The organism is Gordonia sputi NBRC 100414, assembly GCF_000248055.1.
In the GTDB taxonomy this organism is placed as follows: Bacteria; Actinomycetota; Actinomycetes; order Mycobacteriales; family Mycobacteriaceae; genus Gordonia; species Gordonia sputi.
In genome coordinates this window covers 43,554-64,825 of sequence record NZ_BAFC01000097.1, presented here as the reverse complement: position 1 = coordinate 64,825, position 21,272 = coordinate 43,554, and the positions used below count along the sequence as shown (strand labels likewise).

General features: G+C 65.3%; 21 protein-coding genes and 1 pseudogene. 11 read left to right on the top strand and 11 right to left on the bottom strand.

Annotated features, from left to right (window positions below):
- Positions 1–289 precede the first annotated feature (289 nt).
- The 6 genes from GOSPT_RS16140 to GOSPT_RS24740 are packed head-to-tail and all read left to right on the top strand — an operon-like array spanning position 290 to position 5,217.
- Complete coding sequence (locus GOSPT_RS16140; protein WP_005207477.1) at positions 290–1,450, top strand: acyl-CoA dehydrogenase family protein; 1,161 nt, start codon at positions 290–292, stop codon at positions 1,448–1,450.
- A gap of 40 nt (positions 1,451–1,490) precedes the next feature.
- A complete protein-coding gene (locus tag GOSPT_RS16135) occupies positions 1,491–2,711 on the top strand; it encodes a CaiB/BaiF CoA transferase family protein (protein WP_005207476.1) in 1,221 nt (406 codons plus the stop codon).
- Positions 2,708–3,577, top strand: coding sequence for an HTD2 family dehydratase (locus tag GOSPT_RS16130; protein WP_005207475.1), 870 nt, complete (start codon positions 2,708–2,710; stop codon positions 3,575–3,577). The genes GOSPT_RS16135 and GOSPT_RS16130 overlap by 4 nt, the downstream gene beginning before the upstream one ends.
- Entirely contained in the window at positions 3,574–4,401 is an 828-nt protein-coding gene (locus GOSPT_RS16125; RefSeq protein WP_005207474.1) for an HpcH/HpaI aldolase/citrate lyase family protein, read from the top strand. Before GOSPT_RS16130 ends, GOSPT_RS16125 begins: the two co-directional genes overlap by 4 nt.
- On the top strand, positions 4,398–4,943 hold the full coding sequence (locus GOSPT_RS24745) for an alpha/beta fold hydrolase (protein ID WP_506256238.1): 546 nt from the start codon (positions 4,398–4,400) through the stop codon (positions 4,941–4,943). The genes GOSPT_RS16125 and GOSPT_RS24745 overlap by 4 nt, the downstream gene beginning before the upstream one ends.
- 7 nt (positions 4,944–4,950) lie before the next feature.
- Positions 4,951–5,217: an alpha/beta fold hydrolase gene (locus tag GOSPT_RS24740; protein WP_506256237.1), complete on the top strand. Its 267-nt coding sequence runs from the start codon at positions 4,951–4,953 to the stop codon at positions 5,215–5,217.
- Here the strand turns inward: GOSPT_RS24740 and GOSPT_RS16115 are convergent.
- Together GOSPT_RS16115 and GOSPT_RS16110 are read right to left on the bottom strand one after the other, a co-directional pair.
- Positions 5,214–5,648 (bottom strand): MarR family winged helix-turn-helix transcriptional regulator, encoded by a 435-nt coding sequence (locus GOSPT_RS16115; protein ID WP_039856308.1) that lies wholly within the window; start codon positions 5,646–5,648, stop codon positions 5,214–5,216. The two genes, GOSPT_RS24740 and GOSPT_RS16115, sit on opposite strands and share 4 nt — an antisense overlap.
- Positions 5,649–5,719: 71 nt before the next feature.
- The gene (locus tag GOSPT_RS16110; RefSeq protein WP_039856306.1) at positions 5,720–6,379 is read right to left on the bottom strand and encodes a GntR family transcriptional regulator; all 660 of its coding nucleotides are present in this window, start codon (positions 6,377–6,379) and stop codon (positions 5,720–5,722) included.
- Between the two features lie 49 nt (positions 6,380–6,428).
- Between GOSPT_RS16110 and GOSPT_RS16105 the strand changes: the two genes are divergently transcribed.
- The 3 genes from GOSPT_RS16105 to GOSPT_RS16095 all read left to right on the top strand — a co-directional run bounded on the left by GOSPT_RS16105 (position 6,429) and on the right by GOSPT_RS16095 (position 9,746).
- Positions 6,429–6,914, top strand: a complete 486-nt coding sequence (locus GOSPT_RS16105) for a TspO/MBR family protein (protein ID WP_005207469.1) — start codon at positions 6,429–6,431, stop codon at positions 6,912–6,914.
- Positions 6,911–8,137, top strand: a complete 1,227-nt coding sequence (locus GOSPT_RS16100) for an MFS transporter (RefSeq protein WP_005207468.1) — start codon at positions 6,911–6,913, stop codon at positions 8,135–8,137. The genes GOSPT_RS16105 and GOSPT_RS16100 overlap by 4 nt, the downstream gene beginning before the upstream one ends.
- Positions 8,138–8,369: 232 nt before the next feature.
- Positions 8,370–9,746 (top strand): acyltransferase, encoded by a 1,377-nt coding sequence (locus GOSPT_RS16095; protein ID WP_005207467.1) that lies wholly within the window; start codon positions 8,370–8,372, stop codon positions 9,744–9,746.
- 67 nt (positions 9,747–9,813) lie between these two features.
- Here GOSPT_RS16095 and GOSPT_RS16090 read toward each other — a convergent pair whose 3' ends face one another.
- On the bottom strand, positions 9,814–10,017 hold the full coding sequence (locus GOSPT_RS16090) for a cold-shock protein (RefSeq protein WP_005207466.1): 204 nt from the start codon (positions 10,015–10,017) through the stop codon (positions 9,814–9,816).
- Positions 10,018–10,162: 145 nt separating this feature from the next.
- On the bottom strand, positions 10,163–11,857 hold the full coding sequence (locus GOSPT_RS16085) for a cadherin-like domain-containing protein (protein WP_005207465.1): 1,695 nt from the start codon (positions 11,855–11,857) through the stop codon (positions 10,163–10,165).
- 39 nt (positions 11,858–11,896) lie between these two features.
- Here GOSPT_RS16085 and GOSPT_RS23930 point away from each other — a divergent pair, with 39 nt between their 5' ends.
- Positions 11,897–12,253 (top strand): hypothetical protein, encoded by a 357-nt coding sequence (locus GOSPT_RS23930; protein ID WP_039856289.1) that lies wholly within the window; start codon positions 11,897–11,899, stop codon positions 12,251–12,253.
- A gap of 377 nt (positions 12,254–12,630) precedes the next feature.
- On the opposite strand, the pseudogene GOSPT_RS24365 reads toward GOSPT_RS23930, so the two are convergent.
- Positions 12,631–13,331, bottom strand: a pseudogene (locus GOSPT_RS24365) (LuxR C-terminal-related transcriptional regulator).
- A 260-nt stretch (positions 13,332–13,591) separates the two neighbouring features.
- Here GOSPT_RS24365 and GOSPT_RS22860 point away from each other — a divergent pair.
- Positions 13,592–15,523 carry a sensor histidine kinase gene (locus GOSPT_RS22860; RefSeq protein ID WP_141630909.1) on the top strand — a complete coding sequence of 644 codons (1,932 nt, stop codon included), beginning with the start codon at positions 13,592–13,594 and terminating at the stop codon, positions 15,521–15,523.
- Between the two features lie 618 nt (positions 15,524–16,141).
- On the opposite strand, the gene GOSPT_RS16055 is transcribed toward GOSPT_RS22860, so the two are convergent.
- From GOSPT_RS16055 to GOSPT_RS16030, 6 genes are all read right to left on the bottom strand, one after another.
- Positions 16,142–17,065 carry an SGNH/GDSL hydrolase family protein gene (locus GOSPT_RS16055; RefSeq protein ID WP_005207461.1) on the bottom strand — a complete coding sequence of 308 codons (924 nt, stop codon included), beginning with the start codon at positions 17,063–17,065 and terminating at the stop codon, positions 16,142–16,144.
- Between the two features lie 94 nt (positions 17,066–17,159).
- Positions 17,160–17,936 carry an enoyl-CoA hydratase gene (locus tag GOSPT_RS16050; protein ID WP_005207460.1) on the bottom strand — a complete coding sequence of 259 codons (777 nt, stop codon included), beginning with the start codon at positions 17,934–17,936 and terminating at the stop codon, positions 17,160–17,162.
- Complete coding sequence (locus tag GOSPT_RS16045) at positions 17,929–19,023, bottom strand: 3-hydroxyisobutyryl-CoA hydrolase (protein WP_005207459.1); 1,095 nt, start codon at positions 19,021–19,023, stop codon at positions 17,929–17,931. The genes GOSPT_RS16050 and GOSPT_RS16045 overlap by 8 nt, the downstream gene beginning before the upstream one ends.
- 79 nt (positions 19,024–19,102) lie before the next feature.
- Positions 19,103–20,041, bottom strand: coding sequence for an aldo/keto reductase (locus GOSPT_RS16040; RefSeq protein ID WP_039856286.1), 939 nt, complete (start codon positions 20,039–20,041; stop codon positions 19,103–19,105).
- Between the two features lie 61 nt (positions 20,042–20,102).
- A complete protein-coding gene (locus GOSPT_RS16035) occupies positions 20,103–20,477 on the bottom strand; it encodes a hypothetical protein (protein ID WP_005207457.1) in 375 nt (124 codons plus the stop codon).
- A gap of 156 nt (positions 20,478–20,633) precedes the next feature.
- Positions 20,634–21,272, bottom strand: coding sequence for a hypothetical protein (locus GOSPT_RS16030; protein ID WP_005207456.1), 639 nt, complete (start codon positions 21,270–21,272; stop codon positions 20,634–20,636).

Sequence of the window (21,272 nt, the reverse complement as noted above, 5' to 3'; positions counted from 1 at the left end):
GCCGAAAGTAGGGGAAGGATTCTTTCCCCGACTTGTCGACGCTTCCCCGCGCAGCTTCCCGAGAAAAGGCACGAAACCCACGGAAGGGTTCTTTCCCCTACTTCCCGCGCCCCGCGAGGAGCAGCACCGACCGGCCCGACCGCGCCGGCAACACACCTCCTCGACGCTCCCCGCGCACCATCGAACTCCTTCCCCCACTCTCCGACGCTTCCCAGCGCGCATGCGGTGGTGACAACTCCCCGCAAACTCTATAGACTATTTTTAATAGACACCGTTCGAAGGAGTTCTCATGACCAGCACGCTGAGCGTCGAAGAAGAAGCCATCATCAAGACCGTTCGCGACTTCGTCGACAAGCAGGTCCGTCCGGTGGTGCGGGAGTTGGAGCACTCGAACACCTACCCCGAAGACCTCATCGAGCAGATGAAGGAGATGGGCATCTACGGGCTCGCCATCCCCGAGCCGTACGGCTTCGCCCAGGTCTCCATGCCCTGCTACGCGCGGGTGACCGAAGAACTCGCACGCGGCTGGATGAGTCTCGCGGGCGCGATGGGCGGGCATACCGTCGTCGCCAAGCTGCTGCTGACCTTCGGCACCGAGGAGCAGAAGGAGAAGTACCTGCCCCGTATGGCAACCGGCGAGATCCGCGCGACCATGGCGCTGACCGAACCGGGTGGTGGCTCCGACCTGCAGGCCATGCGCACCAGCGCCGTTCGCGACGGCGACGAGTACGTGATCAACGGCTCCAAGACGTGGATCTCCAACGCCCGTAAGTCCGATCTGGTCGCACTGCTCTGCAAGACCGACCCCAAGGCCCAACCCGCGCACACCGGTGTGTCGATCCTCCTCGTCGAGAAGGTGCCCGGTTTCGAGGTCTCCAAGGACCTGCCCAAACTCGGCTACAAGGGCGTCGAGAGCTGCGAGCTGAACTTCACCGACGCGCACGTGCCCGCCGACGCCGTACTCGGCGGCGTCGAAGGCAAGGGCTTCGCCCAGATGATGAAGGGCCTCGAGGTGGGACGCATCCAGGTCGCCGCGCGCGCCACCGGCGTCGCACGAGCCGCCTTCGACGACGCGCTGAGCTACGCGCAAGACCGCGAGAGCTTCGGGGTACCGATCTGGAAGCACCAGGCCGTCGGCAACATGCTCGCCACCACGGGAACAAAGCTCGCCGCGGCCCGCAGCCTGTTGTTCGATGCCGCCGACCGCGTCGGCACCGGGCAACGCGCCGACATGGAGGCCGGAATGGCCAAGCTCTTCTGCTCGGAGACCGCGATGGAGATCGCACTCGATGCGGTTCGCATCCACGGCGGCTACGGCTACTCCACCGAGTACGACGTCGAACGGTACTTCCGCGACGCGCCGCTGATGATCGTCGGCGAGGGCACCAACGAGATCCAGCAGAACGTCATCGCCAAGCAGCTCGTGAAGCGCGGCGGACTCGACATCTGATCTGATCACCACACCCGAATATCACCGCGGAGGTGAGAGCATGCTCCCCCTGTCCGGAGTGACGGTCCTGTCGCTCGAACACGCTGTCGCAGCACCGTTTGCGACTCGACAGCTCGCCGACCTCGGCGCCCGCGTGATCAAGGTGGAACGTCCGGGTACAGGCGACTTCGCCCGCGCCTATGACGAATCCGTCGACGGTCTCGCCAGCTACTTCGTGTGGCTCAACCGCTCCAAGGAGTCCATCGCACTCGACGTGAAATCGGAGTCGGGCGCAAAGATGTTGCACGAGTTGGCCGATCGCGCTGACGTGATCGTCCAGAACCTCGGGCCGGGCGCAGCGGAGCGGCTCGGTCTCGGCGCCGACGCGGTGCGGGCGCGCGATCCACGCAAGATCGTGCTCTCGATCACCGGGTGGGGCAGCACCGGTCCGTGGGCTGATCGCAAGGCGTATGACCTTCTGGTGCAATGTGAAACGGGCCTGGTATCGATGACCGGGACTCCCGACGACGTCGCCAAGGTCGGTGTCTCCGTCGCCGACATCGCCGCGGGGATGTACGGATTCTCCGGAGTGCTCGCGGCGCTCTATCAACGCCAGATCACCGGTGAGGGCGCCACCCTTGAGGTCTCACTGTTCGAGGCACTGAGTGAGTGGATGGGCCAGCCGGCGCACTTCACGCAGGGCGCGGGTCGCCAACCGGGACGCTTCGGCGCGGCGCACGCCACCATCTCGCCGTACGGCCCATACGCCGCCGCGGACGGGCACGTCTTCCTTCTCGCCATCCAGAACGAGCCGGAGTGGCAACGACTGTGCGAGAACGTCTTCGACGACGCCGCTCTCGCCGATGACCCGAGGTTCGCGTCGAACACGCTGCGCGTGGCCAACCGTGACGCCGTCGACGCCGCGGTGACCGAGCATTTCGGCCGCATTACGACCGACGAACTCACTGCTCGGCTCCAGCAGGCGAAGATCGCCTTCGGCGGCGTCAACACCGTCTCGGAGTTCCTCGACCATCCGGTGCTGGCGGGCCGTGACCGCTGGCGCAGCGTCGACACCGAGCGCGGACCGATACGAGCTCTGTTGCCGCCCATCGGATTCGGCGACGAAGCGCGGATGGACCCGGTTCCGGCACTCGGAGCCGACAGCATCACGATCGCCCGCGAGTTGGGCGCGACCGACGACGACATCGACGCGCTCCTCTCGTCGGGAGTGCTCGATACACCCACACAGAAGACCGGAACCGCACAGGGAGGCACCTCGTGACCGACACCGCGACCACCACGTTGAGCAGTTACGTCGAGAACTGGACGCCGCGGCCCGTCGTCGAGACCGACGGCCTCGATCCCGCTCAGGCGTCACGCTTGGCGGCGACCCTCGATCTGGACGACACCTTCGGCGCAGGTTCACCACTCCCGATGACCTGGCAGTGGATCTACTTCTCCGAGTGGCCCCCCACCGGTGAACTCGGCCCCGACGGCCATCCGACGGACGGCCACTTCCTGCCACCGATCCCCGACCGACGTCGTATGTTTGCCGGGTCGTCGATCCGCATCTCCGAGCCACTCCGCCTCGGTACACCCACACAGAAACGGACAAGCTTGCACGCGGTCACCGAAAAGCACGGCCGCACAGGCGACATGCTGTTCGTGACCGTACGGTCGGAGTACCTCCAGGACGATCGGACGGCACTCGTCGAGGATCAGGACTTGGTGTACCGCAGCGACTCCGGCTCGTCGCGCCCGTTTGAGCGCGAGGCCTCCGAGCTCGGCTCGACGGACGCGGCGTGGACCGCGGAGCCGACGCCCAGCGCGCCCCTGCTGTTCCGCTACTCGGCGCTCACGTCGAACGCACACCGCATCCACTACGACCAGCCGTACGTGACGCAGGTCGAAGGCTATCCCGATCTCGTGGTTCACGGCCCACTTCTCGCGACCTACCTGGCCGAGCTGGTGCGGTCAAGGTCGGGACAATCGTTGCGCAGCTTCGACTTCCGACTCCGCAAGCCCCTGTTTCTCGGCGACTCCTTCCGACTCGAGGGTCGACCCTCGGGCGGCGGTGATGACATCGAGCTCCAGATCATCAGTGGCGCCGACACGGTGCACGTCACCGGGCGGGGTGCGCTGCGATGAACGTCGATCTGCTCCGTGCCGCCCGGACCCTTCTGTTCGTTCCGGGAAATCGCCCCGATCGCTTCGCGAAAGCCGAGGCGGCGGGCGCCGATGTCGTCGTGATCGATCTCGAGGATGCGGTCGCTCCCGACGACAAGGATGCCGCGAGATCCGATGTCGCCCAGTGGTTGTCGTCCGAGCACGCCGCGGTTGTCCGGATCAACGGCGCAGACACGCAATGGTTCGATGATGACGTCGCCATGCTCGGCGCTGTGGGCATCAACCACGCAGCCGAGGCAGGAGCAATGATCGCCAAAGCCGAAGCGTCGGAAATCGTTTCGAGGGTCGCCACGGCGTCGAACGCACCGGTCATCCCGCTCATCGAAACCGCGGTCGGTGTGCTCAACGCGCCAGGTATCGCCGCGACACCCGGTGTCGCACGGATCGCGTTCGGCGCCATCGACTTCGCAGCCGAACTCGGCGTCGACCCCGACGACCGCGAGGCCCTACTCCACGCACGGTCGACGCTGGTGCTGGCGTCAGCGGCGGCACGGGTCGCATCGCCAGTTGACGGGGTCACGACGGCGCTACGCGACGCCGAGAAGCTCACCGACGACGTCGGATACGCCGCACGAATCGGTTTGCGCGGCAAGCTCTGCATTCATCCGAGCCAAGTCGCTGCGGTGCACGACCGACTCGCACCGACCGATGATGAGGTCGCGTGGGCACGGCGGATCGTCGACGCCACGCGTGCCGACGGATCGGCCGTCGCGGTCGACGGCCACATGGTCGATCCCCCCGTCGTCGCACGTGCGCAGCAGATCCTCGCCGCGGTCCGGTCATGACCAGCGGTGCTGTCAGAATGGTGCCCGTGCAGGAGTATCACGAAACAGCCCGTACCTCCGACGGCACCCGCCTGGCCGTACAGGTACGCGGGAGCGGACCGGTGTTGCTCCTCCTACCCGGTCAGTCCAACAACCATCACTGGTGGGACCGCACCCGCAACGACTTCGCGCGCCACCGCACCACCGTCACCTTCGACTACCGCGGCACGGGCGCAAGCGATTCCCCCGACGGCGACTACAGCACGCAGTTGTTCGCGCAGGATGCGCTCTCGGTGCTCGATGCGTTGTCGATCGGCCGATTCGACATCTACGGCACATCCATGGGCGGGCGCACCGCGCAGTGGATCGCCATCTCCGCACCGCATCGCGTCCGCAGACTCGTCCTCGGCTGCACCACTCCCGGGGGAAGCCATGCGCGAGAACGTGATCCGGAGGTCCGTCGCGCACTTGGCGGGTCCGGATGCCACGCAGGTCATGACCGACCTGATGTACACGCCCGAATGGCAAGCGGCCAACCCCGGGCCGTACACGGTTCTCGGTGACCCGACGATGACACCGCGTGCACGACGACAACACCTGCGCGCCAGCGACTCTCACGATGCGTGGGACCACCTGCCGGAGATCACCGCGCCAACCTTCATCCTCCACGGCTCCGACGACAGATTCGCACCGGTCGTCAACGCCGAGATTCTGGCGTCGGCCATACCCGACGCCAGGACACACGTCTTCGACGGCGCCCGGCACGCGTACTTCGACGAGTGTCGTGCAGAGGCCAGTCCGCTGGTGATGAATTTCCTCGACGACTCGGCGAGCTAGTCGTCGGCACGAAGGCGTTCGGCGAGTTCGACGAGAGCGTCTGTCGCCGAGAACAATTCAGACCTCCGACGCTCCGACATTGCGTCGATTCCCACTGCGAGCATGTCGACGTGTTCGCGCACCCGCTCCTGCATGTAGGCGGCACCCGAGTCGGTGATCGCGATGAGCGATGCCCGTCCGTCGGCTGGATCGGGACGACGCTCGACCATTCCCGAGCGTTCGAGCGAGCCGATGAGTGCGGTCATGGCGGGCTGGTTGACACCCTCGAGCGCGGCGAGACTCGTCGCGCGCCGCGGCCCCCAGCGCCACAAACTGAACAGCGTCGACGACCCGCCGATGCTCAGGTCCCTGGTTCTGCGTTCGAGCGCATCGGTCAACAGGTCGAACAGTCGGGTCGCGACCTCGACACTCGTCTCGCCCTCGCCCGCCATGCCCTCATCGTAGGCGGATTGCACAGAATCCGTAAGTCGTTGCCCGGGCCCCGGTCAGCCCGATGCCTTCCTCAGCGCCGCGCGGCGAGGAGGTGTCCCGCATTCCTGATGTGGTCGATCATCGCCACCCGTGCGGCCTCGCCGTCGCGAGCTCGCAACCCCGCGATGATCGCCCGATGATCGGCGGCCGACGCCTGCGGCCACCCGTCGACCGAGGCGAAGAACCGGCGCGGCGCGTAGTTGAGCGATCCCTTGATCATCCATGACAGCTTCGCGGAGTCGGCAGCCGAATAGATCGACCGGTGGAATTCATGGTTGAGTCGTTCCACCTCGTCGTAATCGGCTGTGTCAGCGGCATGTTCGAGATCGGCCTGGATCTTCTCGAGTGCGTCGAGATCGTCGTCGGACATCCGTGACGTCGCGCGCGCAGCCAATTCGCCTGCGAGGAGCGATTGCCCGACGAACACGTCCTCGATGTCGTTGGCGCTCAATGGCGCAACCATGAAACCGCGGCGCGGTTCGACGCGCAGCAGGCCTTCACTCTGCAGGGTGAGTAGTCCCTCACGCATCGGCGTCGCGGAGATGTCGAGTTCGGCTGCCATCGTCTCGGGGCGGATGAACTGTCCGGGCTCGAGTTGACCTGAGACGATCAGCTCGCGCACATGCTCGGCCGCCTCGTCGGACAGCCGAGGTCGTCGTCTCCGGGGACGTGCGGGAACCTCGGCACTCATGCCGAACAATATAGTCTATTGAGTTGGGCGCGGCGGTAACGTCGATGGGGTGCGTCTGACAACACTTCTCGCAACGGGTCTCGGTACCGCCGTAGCGGCAGCCGTCGGCAGCTTCGCATCTCGCTCGGCGCTGCAGTCGTGGTATCCGAAACTGAACAAGCCGTCGTACGTGCCACCCGATCTCGCGTTCCCGATCGTGTGGACGGCACTCTATGCCGACATCGCGGTGACATCGGCGATCAGCATCGACGATCTGAGTGAGCACGACGCCGCCGAGGCGAAGAAGTACATCGCAGCGCTCGGCACCAATCTGGCGCTCAACGCGGGCTGGAGCTGGCTGTTCTTCGGCGCGCACCGCCTCGGGGCGTCGGCGATCACCGCGTTGGCGCTGACGGCGAGCAGCGCCGACCTCGCGCGGCGTACGGCCAAGGTCTCACCCGCAGCGGGCGCCGCGCTGGCGCCGTATCCGCTGTGGTGCGGCTTCGCGACGAAGTTGTCGACGGACGTCTGGCGGCTCAATCGCGCGCAGCGTTGACAGCCCCGACGTCGCCGCTACCCGCGCAGTCGACCGGGGTCTTCGCGTCACTGTCGGTGCACAACTACCGCCTCTACTTCGGTGGCCAGGCCGTCTCGCTTGTCGGGACGTGGATGCAGGCCACGGCGCAGGCGTGGTTGGTGCTCACGCTCAGCGGGTCGTCGTCGATTCTCGGTCTGATCGTCGCGCTGCAGGCGTTGCCGATCCTGATCATCGGGCCGTATGCGGGGGTGGTCGCCGACCGCGTGGACCGGCGTCTGCTCATGATCTTTCTGCAGTCGATCATGGGTGTCCTCGCGCTGGTGCTGGCCATCCTCACGCTCGGCGGGTGGATCGCGGTGTGGCAGATCGCGATCCTCGCGCTACTCCTCGGACTCAACAACGCATTCGAGAATCCGGCGCGGCAGGCGTTCATCCATCAGATCGTCGGCGAATCACTGATCCGCAACGCGGTCACCCTCAACTCCGTCATGGTGAACGCCGCGCGAGCGATCGGGCCTGCGGTGGCAGGCGTGATCCTGGCCGCCGTCGGCGCCGGATGGTGCTTCGTCATCAACGCGACGAGTTTCGTCGCGGTGGTGGTCTCGCTGCTGGCGATGCGGACCACCGAGATCTCACACGAGATCCCCGTCCCCCGCGCCAAGGGACAGCTTCGCGAGGGACTGCGTTACGTCCGCAGCAAACCCATCCTGTGGGTGCCGCTGGTCATGATGGCGCTCGTCGGCACACTCGCGTATGAGTTCCAGGTGTCGCTTCCCGTTGCCGCCCGCGACGTCTTCGACGGCGGACCGCAGGCATTCGGGTTCATGACGTCGTCGATGGGAGTCGGCGCTGTCGTCGGCGGCCTCATCGTCGCCGCACGCGGCACCACGGGCCTGCGCACGCTGATCGTGACCGCAACCGGGTTCGGAATCACGATCGCGGTGACTGCGGCAGCACCCAGCCTGTGGCTGGCGATCGTCGCGCTGTTCTTCGTCGGCTGGCTCAGCGTGTCGTTCATGTCGACAGGCAATGCGACGCTCCAGCTCAACTCACGCCCCCAGATGCGGGGTCGGGTGATGGCGCTGTGGTCTGTCGCTTTCATGGGTTCGACGCCGATCGGCGGACCGTTGATCGGCGCGATCACGCAGGTGGCCGGGGCACGCACGGGACTCGCGGTCGGCGCGGCGTCGTGCTTCGTGGCAGCGGCGATCGGTCTCGTGGTGTGGCGGCGCACCCGCTGACCAGCAATTACCCGATTCGGCGCAAACCGGACGTCGATTAGGCCAGACAGCTGTCTCACAGCAAGAATCACAGGATCGGGGAGTACCGTTCCTCGATGCAACACACCATTTAGGGCGACTCAGGATCTACGGGCGCCGGGTTAACGGAGGGTGAGCAATCGTAAGCCAGCAGACGACGCCGCGACTGCCAGAACCCGAAGGTTCCCCCGAAAGCGACAAAGCAGACACGACGGTGCTGGCCGAAAAGCCGACGCTTACCGAGAAGCCGACGCTGACCGAGAAGCCCCGCCGCGACAAGCATCTGTATCAGATCGACCTGGTCCGGCTTGTGACGTTCGGAGGCGTGATCCTCGATCACGTCATGATCGGCATCACCGCCGCGACAAGTATTGCGGCAGGCTCCATCGAGGTCTTTCTTCGCTACACCCGGTACGGATTCTTCGCGCTCACCGGCTTCGTGCTGACCTACCAGTACCGCCACCGCAGTCTCGAGCCGATCAGCTTCTGGCGCCGTCGATTCAAGCTCATCGGGCTGCCCTTCGTGACGTGGACACTGTTCTACTGGCTGTACGGGCGATACCGTATCGGCGGCATGGAGACATTGAAAGGTATTGTCGCCGACCAACATTCGATGGTGACCGCAGCCAAGAGCATCGGCTACGACCTCATCACCGGCAACGCCATGTATCACCTGTACTTCTTGTCGGTGAGCATGCAGATCTACCTGTTCTTCCCGCTCATCCTCGCGATCCTCAAGCGCACGTGGGGTTTTCACCGTTACCAGTTGATCGTGAGCTTCGCGATCCAGGTGACGTTGATGTACCTCATGGTCCGTCCGCCGCTCGACATTTTCGCCGACGGCGTCGGCGGCGTGATCTGGACGCACCTGGTCATCACGATCTTCCCGTATCAGTTCTTCATCCTCGCGGGATGTGTCGCCGCCATGCACTACGAGGCGTTCCAGGCGTTCGTGATCCGTTGGCGCTGGGCACTTCTCGCGGCGTGTGTCGCGACGATCGGCGCCACGCTGGCGTACTACCTGCACATCACGTCGACCGGCACTTCCGTCGCACGCGCCACCAACGTGTTCCTGCCGCACAACGTCTACGCGTTCATCGCGATCATCATGATGCTGTATTGCCTCGGCACGATCTGGCAGCAGCGTCGAACACCGGGGTCGGTCCCCGACAAGATTCTCCGCACGGCGTCGGACAGATCGTTCGGTATCTACCTCGCGCATCCCCTTGCACTGAGTGCACTGCTGCCCACCATCGCGCCGGCGTCGTGGCCCGGTGTTCCGCGCGTGGTCTTTGCCTACGCGGCCACCGTTGCGGCAACCATCTTCGTGGTCGAAGTGCTTCGACGCAGCCCCATCAGTCTGATCACCACCGGTCGTAATCGCCTCGATTGGCGATCGCAGAATGTCGGCCGATCGCTGGCCGTCGCGGCGGTGGCGATCGTCGGCGGAGTGATCGCCTCAGAGGTGTTCGACGTCTGGGCCGGCTACCTCTTCGCCGCGACCGGAGCGCTGCTCGCCCTCTCGGAGTTGATCGTCGCGTGGCATCAGTGGCGCAACCGCGACGACGAGTTCACCGAACAGCCGGTCTAAAAAACCAGCGTGCACGAAAAAGCCCCGACGACATCGTCGGGGCTTTTTTACCGGTGTCTGATGAAAATCAGAGAGCGGTCACGTTGGTAGCCTGAAGTCCTTTGGCGCCCTGTTCGACGTCGAACTCGACGCGCTGCTGCTCCTCGAGGCTGCGGAAGCCGCTGCCCGTGATGGCGGAGTAGTGAACGAACACGTCCTGGCTCTGGTCATCGGGAGCAATGAAGCCGAAGCCCTTCTCGCCGTTGAACCATTTGACGGTGCCCTGAGTCATGCAATTTCTCTTCCTGTTTTGCTGAGCCGTCAGTTCGACGACCCGACTTCTAGTGTGTCACACATTGGGGCCTGTCCACGATCCGATGTCCACAAGGACACGAATCCCTCTGAGCGAATGACATTCCGCGGGGTGAATCGGCACATCACACCGAGACCGAGGGGGCGTTGATCGCGACCGTCTGCGATACAACGCCGCCGTGGCCGTCGTCGACCGTGATCACGAAGCTGTCAGGGGTGGTCGAGCCCGGAGTGTCGGGGCTATAGGTCCATGCGCCAGTCGTCGGATCGATGACCACCGCGCCGTGGGCCGGCTGACCACTGACCGAATAGGCCAGTGTGTCTCCGTCAGCGTCCGAGCCGTGCGCTGTTCCGGTCACGACGCCGGTTGGAATCACACTCACGGTGTCATCGGAGTTGGCGGTGTACAGACGCGTGCCGTCCGGGGTGAGCGCGACGTCGTACGGCTGCGCGCTCACCGCGTACGTCCCGAGGACCTGCTTGTAGGTCGGGCTCTGCGGATCGACGTCGATGACCGAGACGACTTGTGCATCTTGCTCGCTGACGTAGAGGAGCTTGCCGTCTGCGCTGACTGCAGCGCCGGTCGCCACAGGCGCGCCAATCGTGCCGATCACCTGTTGGTAGGTGCTGCTGGCGGGATCGATGTCGATGATTCGGACGACGCTACTTCCGGTCACGTAGAGACGTGTGTTGTCCGGACTGACCAGCACACCGGTCGGAGACTTGTCTGTCGGATAAGTCGCGATCACCGTCCCCTGTGTCGAGCCACCCGTGACGTCGATGGCAACGACACCGTCGCCGGTGGTCGCATACAACGTGTTGCCATCGGGGCTCATCGTCAGGTCGCCGAGCCCACCTGGCATGGCGATACTCGCAACAACGGTACCCTTGGTAGGACTCGCCGGATCGAGGTCGATCACGTTCACGTTGTTCGAGCTGTATTCGGCGACGTAGAGCGTCTTGCCGTCCGGCGTGGCGACCACCCCGCTCGCACTGTTCGCAGGCACCTCCACGATGACCTGGTTGTAGGTGGGGCTGGCGGGGTCGGCGTCGAGGATCACGGCTGTGTTCGCAAGCGTCTCGCCGACAAAGGCATATTTGCCGTCGGAGCTCACCGTCACCCCGTTGGGACAACTGCCCGAGGTGAGTTGAATCGTGCCGGCAGTCGGCGCGGTCGAGGTCACCGACAACGTCCGGGCTTGGTTCTCCGGGGTGATCGGCACGACGACCGAGGCAGTCTGACCCTCCGTTGTCGTCGCCGACAAGTAGTGCCAGTGAACAGGATTCGACGATGTGTCGTCGGATACCGAGACGGTGAACGAGTCGGTCGTCGCAGCGGTACTCGATGTGTCGCTGAGCGAATGGGCGTATGCGGGGTCGGGCGTGTAGGTATACGTGCCGTCCGGATTGATCACCACCGTGCCGTGTTCGGGTTGGGTGAGGACGGTGTAGGTCAGCACATCACCGTCGGGGTCGCTGGCGCCGATTGACCCGGTGACCACACCGGTCGACGCATCCACCAGCGGCGTCGAGGGCGACACCGTCGGATACGAATTGAAGAACCGACGATTGACCTGCTGCCACGCCGCCCACGCGAACACCAGTGCAGGCGCCGGCGCAGGGGCGCTTGGGTCATGCGCCACAAGCGGATTGAACCCCAGCACGCTGAACAGCGTCGCAATCAACTTCGTCGGCGCATTCACCACTCGCACCCCACCCGACGTCGTCACCGGCGCGGGACCCGAACCGACGACCACCTGCGTCGCAGACGCGTCGGCAGCGGTAACGGCCAACGGGTTCACGACCGACAGAGACGCCACGCGGGAAGTCTGGGTGCCGACGGCCGCCGCACTGTCCGGGTGCCGCTGCGTGGTGTGGCGCTGGGTGGAGAGTCGCTGCCTGGGGTGTCGCTGTCTGGGGTGTCGCCCGACGACGCCGCGGCCGGCGTTGAGGGTGCACCGGATGTCACTGTGGGAATCGACGGCGCAGACGGCGCTCCTGTCGGCTGGTCGACGTGTGAAGGTGTCGACGTGTCCGCGGGCGGATCGGTCTCGGTCGGCGTAGCGGGGGGCGCGGTGGGCTGCGACGTCGTCGACCCAGCGTCCGACGACCCAGGGCTTGTGGAACCAGGGCTTGTGGAACCAGGGCTAGTGGAACCAGGACTCGGCGAACCAGCATCCGAAGACGGTGTCTCCGCGGGCGCGGCCTGCGAGTGAGCGTCCGGTGGTGTGGCAGTCGGGCCCGACGAGCCGGTCGGCCCTTCGGTCGATGCAGAGGAGTCAGGGGGCGCGGCCTGTGCCACCGAGGCGATCGTGGCCTGCCCTCCCCACCACAACACAGCACCGATCCCCGCACCCGCCACCGCCGCCCGCACCCTTCGAGTCGAACCGCTGCATCTCGTCTGGGTCATCGTGTTGCCTCGGTCATCGTGTTGCCTCGGTCATTGCCACTCCTCAGTGATGGGGAAGCCTCGCGTCGGGTTGCGCGCAATCGACGCGCGGGCGGCGCGCGCCCGCACCCCAGACGATTCCAACTACTGCGATCACTGGAAAGCCCCATCATTTGGGGACACAATTTGCCGTATCGGAGGCGGCTATTTCGGCGGATTCCGACGCGGCATGGGAAGCCAGCCGTCCTCGACAGCTCTTTTGTAGAGGTCCGTCTTCGTCGGAGCGTCGCGATGCACCTCGCGGTATTTACTACGAATGCGCTCGATGTATTCGTTGACAGTGTCCGGAGAGAGCCCCATGACACGAGCGACGTGAGCCCGGAGCCGCCCGCTGCGTACAGTTCCAACACTTCTCTCAGTCGCGTGGGAAGGTCGACGAATTGCGGGTCCGAGTCGAGCGCCGCAGCCCAATCCATCGATACGACGGTCGACCCCGACGCTGCCGTACGGACAGCCGCGCACACCTCGGTCTTCGTCGCGTTCTTGCGGACGACGCCGAGAGTCCCTGCACCAGCCGCATCCCGGACCAGATACGGTTCGTCTCCCGAGGTGTAGACGAGTGTCGATACCCCCGCTTCCGACAACTCCGCGATATTGCCCGCGGGCGTCGACCCGTCACCGAGCCGGAGATCGAGGACGACAAGGTCGAGTGGAAGGCCCATGTCAGGAGAGTCGGATGTGAGCTGAGCCAGGAGGTCTCCGACGGTGTGCGCGCCGACCACCAGGTGCAGGTCATCTGTGTCCGCGAAGAAGCCCCGTAGGCCTTCGATCACCGAATCGTGATCGTCGATGACGCCAATTCGCCGCACCACGATGTGGCTTTCGGATTCTTCCGAATTCACCATGGGATAGTCCTTCTTCCAGAAAGTGGTCGGAATACTCTCTCTACAAGACAGCATGAGCGCTGAGGGGAATAATGCGGGCGGTGAACGCACGGCGATTCCCCCGACCATATCGGTCGGTGTCCGAGTCCCGTCGGATTGATGCGGGCCGACTGCCGAAGAATGCTGCGCTCCGATCGCCTACCCCGGACTTCGCTGCGTCTCGAACAGCTGTCTCCCGAGCCCTTCGCTACTACGGGTTGTTTGCTGGTGCGGCCTACTGCGTGTTCATTCCATTTCTGATTCCCGCAGTAGCGCAAGCACGCTCGATATCGGCGTGGTGGTGGACTCCGACGGCATTGATCTGTGCGGCACTCCCGGGCGTCCTCGTCGGAGTTCATTGCCTGATCTCGGCCAATCCGGTCCGGCTCCGACGGTGGGCCGCCCTCGGAGCCCTCGGTGTGCTCGTGGCGGAGTTCCTCTGGTGGCCTGCGTGGAACGGAACGCCGCTCGACGACGCCACGGTGTACTGGCTCGGGCCGTTCGTGGTGTTGGGCACGATCTGCGCGATGATCGCGTGGAAGCCCGCCCCGGCAGCTCTGTATCTGATCGTGTGCGCGGTCACCTTCAAAGTCACCGGCAATGTGGCACAAGGGGTTTCGTCTCCGGCAACGATGATCACCGACGCCGCGTGCAGTGCGGCATTCGCCATCGTGCCGTTCGCACTGGGCGTGTCCGGGCTGAGCATCGCGGCCACACTCGACCGCAACTCTGCCGCCGAAATCGCCCTCGCCGAGCAGACCGCTGCGACCCGTGCACGGTTGGCCCAACGCGCGCTCGCGCGGGCGATCACCCACGACGAGATCATGTCCACTCTGCTCGAGGCCTCGCGAGACCCGGAGTCGCCCGAACTCCCCTCTCGTGCAACCGCAACGCTGGTCGCACTGGATGACGCTCTGCGTGAGACAACATCGGGCCTCAACCCCGAACCCGCCGGGGTCGTGGGCAGGCTCAGCGAGGCCGCACAGCGCAACGATCCGGGCATGACCGTGAGCAGCGACGTACGCGCATCCGCCGGATCGACGTATCCGCAATCGGCCGTGGACGCGCTGGTGGGCGCAACCGCGGAGGCCGCTCGCAACTGCTTTCGACACGTTCCGCCCGAATGCACCCGGTTCTGCCGAATACTCGTGGAAGATCATGGGATCGAGGTCACCATCGGCGATGACGGACCCGGCTTCGACCGCTCGGCGGTGCCGCGTGAGCGGCTCGGACTCGCGATGTCGGTCGAAGAACGGTTGCGCCGGGTCGGCGGTGAGGCAACTGTCGACTCCGTTCCCGGCAGGGGCACCACCTTGGCTCTAGGCTGGCGCAGACCGGCCGAGCCCGTCCCCGTCGACGACCCCGACCCCCTCCGGCTGCGCTCATCCACCGCTCGGGTGCTCGCTTCGACGATCATCGTCGTCCTTGCTGTGTCTGCGGCCCTCAATCCGGGTTCCGTTCCCTGGTGGGCCCCGGTGGCGATCATCGCCATGATGGCGGTCGCGGTCGCGTTCCTGGTCGGCGGTGCAGCAGACCTGCTGCGACCGCTGCCAGGGCTCTTCGTCGCCGCGGTGCCCGCGCTCATGTGCGCCACCTACCTGCTCACGCTCGCCGACACCACGCAAACGATCCCGCTGTGGGTCACCGGCCCTCCGGCGCTGATGGCGGCGTTGCTCGCGATGAGGGGACGCCCGACCGCTGCGATTCTCGGCTTCGCCGTTGCCTTGGCCGTTTCGGGTCTGTGGTCGTACCGCGACGGGCAACGCACTTCCCGGGATTCTGCTGATCGGCCCGTCCGGCGGCTTCGTCGCGATCGGCATCGTGTTCGCGCGGGTCAATCGGACGCTGGCGCGAGATCTGACAGACAGTCGACGACGCACCGCGGATGCTGCGGGCAATGTCGCCGCGACGCGTGCGGCGGCCCAGGAACGCGCTCGACAACTCGAACCGGTGACCGCGCTCGCCCGGCCACTCCTGCTGCGACTCTGCAGCGGCGAATACATCGACGACGCAACCCGAACCGAATGCGGTCTCACCGAGGCGCGACTACGAGATCTGTTGCGTTCCAGGGCATTGTGCACTCCGGACATCAACGCCGCGGTCGACGCTGCCCGACGTCGGGGTGTCACGGTCAGCCTGCTCGACGACCGCGGACTCGACCGCCCCGACAGTGACGCCCCGGATCCCCTCGACAAGTCGACGCGCGACCTGATCATCGACACGCTCCGCCGAGCCGCGGACGGTGCGGTCCGGATACGTGCGCTGCCGCAACACCGAACATTTGCTGTCAGCGTGGTCGCCGAGGCCGACGACCGATGCGAGTGGATCGGAGTCGACACCGACGGCCGCGTTCGCACGACAGTCACCGAGATGGGTGTTACCGACCTGGGATTCATAGAATCACCGAGGTGACGGAAAGTCCTTCTCGGTGACCGTCGTGGGCGGAGGCGTCCACCCCTGTCGGGATGTCCCCTGTCGGGATGTCCCCTGTCGTCGAAATGTCACAGTCGGATGCAGACGCTGCCGAGATCGCGGCCCCCTCCCCAGAGCACCCGAACTCGGCAGACAACAGCGCCGGCAACAGTCACATGAACCTGCACCCACGAGATCTCCATCCACGATGACATCGCACGACGATGACGGATTGGCCCCGACCTGACCCCGGAGATACCGGGGCCATGAAGAAACCCTAGAGCGACCCCATCATCCGCACATGCCCCAACTTTCTGGGCCATCGACTCTCTGGGCCATCGACTCTCAGGGCAATCGACTTTCAGGGGACGGGACGTCAGTCAGGCGACCGGACCGCCGAGAGATGCGACGACGAGGTCGGCGACGCCCGCCTTGCCACGCGTCGTCGGGTGATACGGAATCGGCGGAGCGAACCCCCGCAGCCACGGCTCCGCAGAGCACACGGTGTGGTCGGCCCCGGCGACGGACGCCTGGACCAGGTCGACGCCGGTCTCGTGTGCCGCCAGCGCCGTGGCGCCCGCGAGCCTGTCGAAGATACGCACCGTCTGCGCGACCTGTTCAGGCGTGAGTGGCAGCAGATCGCACGCCGCCTCGCCTGCGACGGTGAGTGGCGGATAGTCGACGATGACCACTCGCGCACGTGGGGCACGCAGCTTGATCTCGAGGACCGTCTGGATCAACTTGCGCTGAACCTTCGCGTAGTCGGCGTCCGTGGGCTCTGCGGCAATCCGATGCCCGGTGTGACAACTCCTGGCGGCAGGCCCCAACGCCTTGTCGACGCCGCTCGCGACGTTGTTGCAGCTCATCGCGAGTAGTCGGCCGATGTAGTCGATGTCGTTTCCGCCGCTGGTGACGGTCACGAGTGCGGTGTTGCGGGTGACGGCGTCGATCTGCTTGTGCGCGAGGAATCGTTGCGGCTTGTCGACGATGTTCTCTGTCGTCGCGCCCGAACACGTCACGTCGACCAACCGCAGGCGCATCGCCCTGGCCACCCGATTGGGGTAATTGTCCGGGCTACGGAAGCAGACGTTCAGTCGCGTCGGTACGGCGTCGGGGCCTGCGGCATACGAACTTCCGAGTGCCACGTACGCGGGTGGCGTCTCAGCGGAGGCGCGGACGGCAGGCTTGATCGTCGGCCCCTGGGACGTGCTGTCTCCGCCGCCGACACCTGGCACGACCACTGCGGCAGCAGCGAGAAGCGCACCCGCGGCAATACCCACACGGCGGAACAGGCGTCGAGACACGACTGCGATCTTCCCATACTCCTCGCGCAGACCACCGCGACCACACCCGTCGACCGTCATGACGGAGGGCACACTCGAGGCGACGGGACCCTTCTCAGCTGTTACGGAACTCCGGCTTGCGCTTGGCCACGAATGCCGCCATACCCTCGGTCTGGTCGTCGGTGGCGAACGTCGAGTAGAACAAGCCGCGTTCGGCGCGCACGCCCTCGGTCAGCGTGGTCTCGAAAGCACGGTTCACCGCCTCCTTGGCGAGTCCCGCAGCGATCGACGACGTGCCCGCGATCGTCGCGGCGACCTCTTTCGCGGTCGCGAGGCATTCGGCGGCGGGGACGACACGGGAGACGAGTCCCGCGCGCTCGGCCTCGTCGACCTTCATCTGGCGACCCGTGAGGATCAGATCCATCGCCTTGGCCTTGCCGACGGCGCGCGTCAGGCGTTGCGAACCGCCGATACCGGGGATGACGCCCAGGGTGATCTCCGGTTGCCCGAACACCGCGTTGTCGCCTGCGATGAGGATGTCGCAGAGCATCGCGAGTTCGCAGCCACCGCCGAGTGCATAGCCGGTCACCGCGGCGATGGTCGGGGTGCGCAGCCGCGACAGGTTGTCCCAGGCACCGAAGAACGACTCGCTGACCACTTCACTGAAGGTCTTGTCGGCCATTTCCTTGATGTCGGCGCCTGCCGCGAAGGCACGCTCGGAACCGGTGATGACGATGGCGCCGATCCCCGGGTCAGCGTCGAATTGCTCTGCCGCAGACACGACTTCGTTCATCAGCGTGGTGTTCAGCGCGTTGAGCGCTTTCGGTCGGTTCAGTGTGATCACACCGACTCCGTCGGCACTGGTGACGATGATCGTCTCGTGGTCAGACATTCGATTCCTCCTGGACCGTTGTGGTGTCGAGCGAAAGTTCATACCGTGCGGGCAGCGGGGCGAACACGGCGTCGAGCGTCGCTGCCGCCGACGCATGATCCGAGGTCCACGCCGGGGCGCGATCCTTGTCGATCACCTGGGCGCGAATCCCTTCAGCCATGTCGGAGTGCTGCAGGAAGCGCAGGGAGACACGGTATTCACGACGCAGCGCCGCTGCGAGGTCAGAGTCCCTGTGGCGCAGCGCGTACAGGGTTGCGGCCAGGGAGGCAGGACTCTTCGATGCAATTCGATCCGCGGCGCGATCGGCCGACTCGACGCCGACTGCTCGGCACCTCTCGATGATCTCCGACACGGTGTCGGCCGCGAAAGCCTCACGTATCCAGTCTCTTTCGGAGTCCAGCGCCGATGCCGGCGGCGTCACTGCGTACCGAGCCACCGCGGCGTCGACGCCATCGGAGACGATCGCGTCGCGGAAGGCGTCGAGATTCTCGGCCGGGACGTAGTGATCGGCGAGGCCCATGACGATCGCGTCGGCACCGGACAGCGTTCCGCCGGTCAGCGCCGCGAAGGTGCCGAGTTCGTCTGGCACACCGGAAAGGAGAAATGTCCCGCCGACGTCGGGAACGAAGCCGATACCGACCTCCGGCATGCCCAGACGAGTCCTATCGGTCACGACGCGTGTGTTGCCATGCGCGGAAATCCCGACACCGCCGCCCATCACGATCCCGTCCATGATCGCGACATACGGCTTGGGATAGGTCGAGATGTCGAGGTTGAGGCGGTATTCGTCTGCCCAGAAGCGCCCCGACGGGCTTTCCGCGGCCGCGGCATCATCTCCGCCACCCGACGAGAGCTTCGACGCGTCGCGATGGATGGCCGCGATGTCGCCTCCCACACAGAGTCCACGTTCACCCGCACCTGCGACGACGACGGCCTCGATGGCAGGGTCGTTCGCCCACGCGCGAAGCGCGTCGTGCATCGCGAGCGCCATCGAATGGTCGAGCGCATTGATCGACGCGGGCCGATTGAGCGTTACCTGCCCGATCCGTCCGACCACATCGATGAGAACCGTCGGCTGATCCGTCATGGGTGCCACTCCTCGCTGTCTCGCCTACCTTCTCCCAAATAGTTGCACATCCTAGTATTCGGGTGCCAGTCGCCTGCGGCTACGGGACGCGGTGTCCGGCGGCAAGGAAGAGTTCGTACCACTCCGGACGGGTCAGCTGGATGTCGGAACCCTGCGATGCTGCGACGACGCGTGCGGGGGTGGTGGCGCCGAGCACCACCTGCATCTGGGCGGGATGTCGCGTGATCCAGGCCGTGGCGATCGAGATCGGTGCGACGTCGTACTTGTCTGCGAGCGCATCGATCACGGCATTGAGTTCCGGGTAGCGGTCGGAACCGAGGAAGACTCCGTCGAAGAATGTCGCCTGGAACGGCGACCAGGCCTGCACGGTGATGTCGTTGAGTCGGCAGTAGTCGAGGACGCCTCCGCCGTCGAGGGTCTGCGCCTGCTCCTCGCCCGCCATGTTCGCGGCAACACCCTGCGCGATGATCGGTGCGTGGGTTATCGACAGTTGTAGCTGATTGGCGACGATCGGTTGTGTCACAGACTTTTTCAGCAGTTCGATCTGGCGTGGCGTGTGATTGGAGACCCCGAAGTGGCGCACCTTGCCCGCCTGCGCAAGGTCGTCGAAGGCGCGCGCCACCTCGTCGGGCTCGACGAGGGCGTCGGGTCGATGCAGGAGCAGGATGTCGAGGTGGTCGGTGTCGAGTGCCTGCAATGATCCGTCGACGGCCCCGACGATGTGGTCGTACGAGAAGTCGTAGTAGGGGCCGTCTTTGACGATGCCCGCCTTCGACTGGATCGTGATCTGCTCACGCTCCGATGACGAGAACCGCAGGGCCTCCGCGAACCGTTGTTCACATCCGTGCGCGGGCGCTGTGCCGTAGATGTCGGCGTGGTCGAAGAAGTCGATGCCCGCGTCGCGGGCCGCTGCGACGAGCTCGCGGATCTCGTCGTCGGAGCGATCCTGGATACGCATCATCCCGAGGACGACGTTGGGCACGGTGACATCAGTGGCGCCGAGCGCGATTCGTTTCATCCCGCCGATGGTAGGCGCCACCGAGTCAGCGGCTGCGTGTGCGCACTAGGTGTGATGTCAACTAGGCGCCGTAGCTGGCGTCGACGTATCCGTCGCCGTTGGTGTCGTAATTGGCGGTTTCGACGTAGCCGTCACCGGTCGTGTCGGTGTACTGCGTGTCGACGTAGCCGTCGCCATTGGTGTCGTAGTTCTCGACATCGGCGTAACCGTCACCGGTCGTGTCGGCGTACTGCGTGTCGACGTACCCATCGCCATTGGTGTCGTTGTCCTGCACGTCTGCGTAGCCGTCACCGTTGGTGTCGGTGTACCGCACGTCGGCGTAGCCGTCGCCGTTGGTGTCCTGGAGTTCGACGTCGGCGTAACCGTCACCGTTGGTGTCGGTGAGCTGAACGTCCACGTAGCCGTCGCCGTTGGTGTCGTAGCTTGCAGTCGCCATGATCATGGTCCTTTCGAGGAGTGGATCTCCGGTGGTCGTCAACGCTTTCTGCGTTGTCATTACATTGGATGCGGCCACAGCACCGACATGTTCCCCGCATCGAGATTTTTTTTCGACGACTCAACCTATAGACACGTGCACGTCAGCCCTGATCGGTCATCTGCAGTGCTCGTCGAGAATGGTGTGCAGCACCTCTTCGGCGGCGATCAGCTCACGCCATCGCTCGGTGCCGCGTGGCGCCGTGGCCGTCGTGGTGAACACCACCGCACGGCTGCCGACAATCTCCACCGCCAGTCCGGTTCGCGAAATCGCTTGTGCGCGACGGCCTATCTCGGTCCATCGTGAGTCGACGAGCAACGAATCGACGGCGGCCTCGTCGCAATCCCGTGACACTCGCACCGCCATGCCGGTGCCCTTCGACGACACCTTGCGCGACCCCGGCGACCCGAACCGGCCGGCCAGCCGGTGATTGCCGTACGGCACCAGCCGCCATCCGATCTCGACATGCGGCAACGCAACACGTGTGTGATCGGGAGCCGCGCGACCAACGACGTCGTACACCGGCTGGTCGTACTCGTCGTTGAACACCTCGAGGTGTGAGGCCAGCACACCGACGGGACTCTCGATCGCCCATGCCTGCCACCGGGCGTGACGTCGCCGGAGATCGTGGACATCGACGCCGGCGTGGGTCGGTGGCTGGATGGCCGAGAGATCCACCGACGTGGCCGTGGCCCATCCGAGTTGCGCTCCGACCTCATACAGCGCGGTCGGCGCATTGGGCCCACGTCGAAACAT